Raw genomic sequence first — 3,150 nt, forward strand, 5'->3', positions numbered from 1 at the left:
CGCCGTCCACGGGGCGCCGGGGTGTCTACCGGGCCTCGGAGGCGGAGCCCTCCACGCCGCCAGAGCCCCCCGCCGCTCCGCCCCCCGCGCCCGTCGAGCCGCAGGCGAAGCAGGAGCCGGTGGCGGCGCCCGAGCCCAAGGCCCAGCCGGCCGCGCGGACGAAACCCGAGCCGGAGACGACGGGCGCGGAGATGCGCACCTTCGACGACCCCGAGCCCGAGCCCGCCCCCGCGCCGAAGCCGGCACCGAAGCCGGTGGAGCCGCCGCGCGCGAAGCCGCCGCAGGAGCCGAAGAAGAAGGACATCTCCGACTGGGATCCGAACGGAAACTGAGCCCCCCAGCTACGCACCCGAACGGGCCTCGGCCCCACCCCTGCTCCGAAGCACGCCCGGCAGGGACGGGCCCTGGGTGAGCCTCACGCCGACGATCACCAACACTCCGCCCACGGCGAGTTCCCAGTGGAGCGGCTCGCCGAGCACCAGCCACGCGGCGAGCGCGGTGGCGGCGGGCTGGAGGTTGGAGAAGATGGCCACGCGGGAGGCGGGCACCTTGGACAGGGCGTAGTACCAGATGAGGTACGCCACCACGGACGTGAGTACGGCCAGGTAGGCGATGCTCCCGAGCGCGGGGACGCTGGCGGCGAAGGTCCGCACCGGGGCCAGCGCGAAGGGCATGAGGGGGACGAGCAGCAGGGCGGCGGCCACCATGCTCCACGCGGTGGAGCGCACGGGGCCATGGGTGGCGGCGAAGGGCTTGCCCTCGGTGGTGTAGACGACCCAGGCGCACACCGCCGCGAGGATGAGGAGGTCACCCAGGAGCGAGCCGCCCGCCGAGGCCAGCCCCCGTCCGAGCAGCAGCACCACCACCCCGGCGAGCGCGGTGAAGATGCCGAGCGTGGCGCGCGAGGAGGGCCGCTCGTGCCCGCGCACGAGGCTCAGCACGTACACGCCGAGCGGGGTGAGCGCGTAGAGGAGGGCCGCGTGCGAGGCGGTGGAGAGGGCCAGCCCGTAGAAGAACAGCATCTGGTTGAGGGGGCCGACGAGCAGGCCGAGCAGCAGCACGCGGCGCCACTCGGAGCGCGGAGGCAGCTTGGGGCCCGGCGTGAAGGCGATGAGCAGGCAGAAGACGAAGGCGCTCAGCAGGAAGCGCCAGAGAACCACGGTGACGGGCGGAAGCTCCGCCATGGCCCGCTTGCCCGCCAGGTACGTCCCCGCGCTGATGGTCACCTGGACCAGCAGCGCGGCGTACACCTTGCCGAGCGGCGCCTGGTGGGAAGAGAGAGTCTCGGAGGTGGATGCGCCCATCGCTGGACGCCCCCTATCAGACTACGCCCCGAGGTGCAGCAGGGCCCACTGCGCCGCGTGGCGCACCTGCTCGCTCGGGTCCTGCGTCAGTCGCTCCAGCAGGGGCCGGGCCTCGGCCTGCTTCGCGGCCCCCAGCGCGTACGCGGCGTTGCGGCGCAGCCCATCGTACTTGGCCCGTCCGAGCGGAGTGCCGGGGATGAGCCGCTGATACTCCTCGGGGGTGAGGGCGGCCAGCTCCATCACCCCGAGCTCCGCCACCGCCCGGGGCGCGAAGCGCTCGTTGGGGGTGATGACGGGGTGGCGGTTGAGGGGACAGACGTCCTGGCAGATGTCGCAGCCGAAGATGAGGTTGTTCATCTCCACCCGGAAGGACTCGGGCACCTCGGCGTGACGGTTCTCGATGGTCTGGTAGGAGAGGCAGGCCCGAGCGTCCACCCGGCCCTGGCCCAGCAGCGCGCCGGTGGGACAGGACATGATGCACTTGCGGCAGTGGCCGCAGCGGTCCTCGGCGGGGCCTCCCGCGTAGGTGTCCACCTCGGCGTCCAGCACCAGCGCGGACAGCAGCACCCAGGAGCCATAGGGCTCGGTGATGAAGCACCCGTTCTTGCCCACGTAGCCCAGCCCCGCCCGGGCGGCCCACACCTTCTCCATCAACGGGCCCGAGTCCACGCTGCCGTAGTGGTGCACCTCGGGGTACGCCTCCGAGAGCAGCTTGCGGAAGGCCTTCAGCCTGTCGCGCAGCGTGGAGTGGTAGTCCCGGCCTCGCGCGTAGCGGGCGATGGGCGAGCCCGCCGACTGGGGGTCGTCGCGGTAGTAGTTGGTGGCGAAGGCGACGACCGTCCTCGCCCCGGGCAGGAGCCGGGAGACATCCAGCCGCTCGGCGGCTCGGGTGCCCATCCAGTCCATGTCCGCGGCACAGCCGGCCTCCAACCACTCGAGGAGCGTCTCGGGGGGAATGGGCTCGGCGCGCGCGAAGCCCACGAGGTCGAAGCCGACCTGCTCGGAGAACTGGCGAAGGTGTGCGGTGGGCAGCGAAGTCACGGTCTCTACATAACCGCGCCACGGCCCCAAAGGAGCCCCCGCGGTACTACTTCGTTGGCTTCTCCGGTATCCACTTCACATCCCCGAGGCCCACCCGGTGGTTGGCCACCCGCGCCATGATGAAGAGCAGGTCCGAGAGGCGGTTGAGGTAGACCACCACCTCCTGGGTGGCCTCGCCCTCGCGCAGGGCGGCGACCACCCGGCGCTCGGCCCGGCGGCACACCGTGCGGGAGAGGTGCAGCGCGGCGGCCGCCTGGCTGCCCCCCGGCAGGATGAAGTGCGTCATCGGGGCGAGCTCGGTCTCGAAGGTGTCGATGGCCCGTTCCATGTCCGTCACCCACTCGGGCTTGAGCGGGGGGATGTGCTCGGACGCCTTGGTGCCCACCGGCGTGGCCAGCACCGCGCCCACGGTGAAGAGCTGGTCCTGGAGCCGCAGGAGCAGCGCATCCAGGTCCGTGGGCATGGCCAGCGAGCGCGCCAGCCCCAGCGAGGCGTTCAGCTCGTCCACCTCGCCGTAGGCATCCACGCGCACGCTGTCCTTGCGCACCCGGCCTCCGCCGAACAGGCCCGTCTCTCCGCTGTCCCCGGTCTTCGTGTAGATCTTCATGGCGCCGCCCTTCTAACAGATCCGCTATCCCACCCGCGCCCGAGTGTCGCGCGGCCCACAGCTCCCGGACGAGAAGCCGCTCCCCCATTTGCGCCCACGCACGGTCGGGCGATCGATCCAACTCATGAAACAGTACCTCGCCCTGCTCGACCACGTGCTGAACCATGGAACGAAGAAGAGCGACCGGACCGGCACCGG

General features: G+C 71.7%; 3 protein-coding genes and 1 pseudogene. 1 reads left to right on the forward strand and 3 read right to left on the reverse strand.

Translation table 11 applies throughout. From position 1 onward, the window contains the following. Positions 1–332 (forward strand): annotated as a pseudogene (locus VF794_RS36225) (hypothetical protein); the annotation flags it as partial. 9 nt (positions 333–341) lie between these two features. Here the strand turns inward: VF794_RS36225 and VF794_RS36230 are convergent. The 3 genes from VF794_RS36230 to VF794_RS36240 are packed head-to-tail and all read right to left on the reverse strand — an operon-like array spanning position 342 to position 2,952. Then, positions 342–1,304, reverse strand: a complete 963-nt coding sequence (locus tag VF794_RS36230) for a DMT family transporter (protein WP_331117688.1) — start codon at positions 1,302–1,304, stop codon at positions 342–344. 21 nt (positions 1,305–1,325) lie between these two features. Next, positions 1,326–2,345, reverse strand: a complete 1,020-nt coding sequence (gene queG / locus VF794_RS36235) for a tRNA epoxyqueuosine(34) reductase QueG (protein ID WP_331117689.1) — start codon at positions 2,343–2,345, stop codon at positions 1,326–1,328. Positions 2,346–2,391: 46 nt separating this feature from the next. Next, on the reverse strand, positions 2,392–2,952 hold the full coding sequence (locus tag VF794_RS36240; protein ID WP_331117690.1) for a cob(I)yrinic acid a,c-diamide adenosyltransferase: 561 nt from the start codon (positions 2,950–2,952) through the stop codon (positions 2,392–2,394). Positions 2,953–3,150 lie beyond the last annotated feature (198 nt).

Source organism: Archangium sp., from assembly GCF_036389735.1.
Taxonomy (GTDB): Bacteria; Myxococcota; Myxococcia; order Myxococcales; family Myxococcaceae; genus Archangium.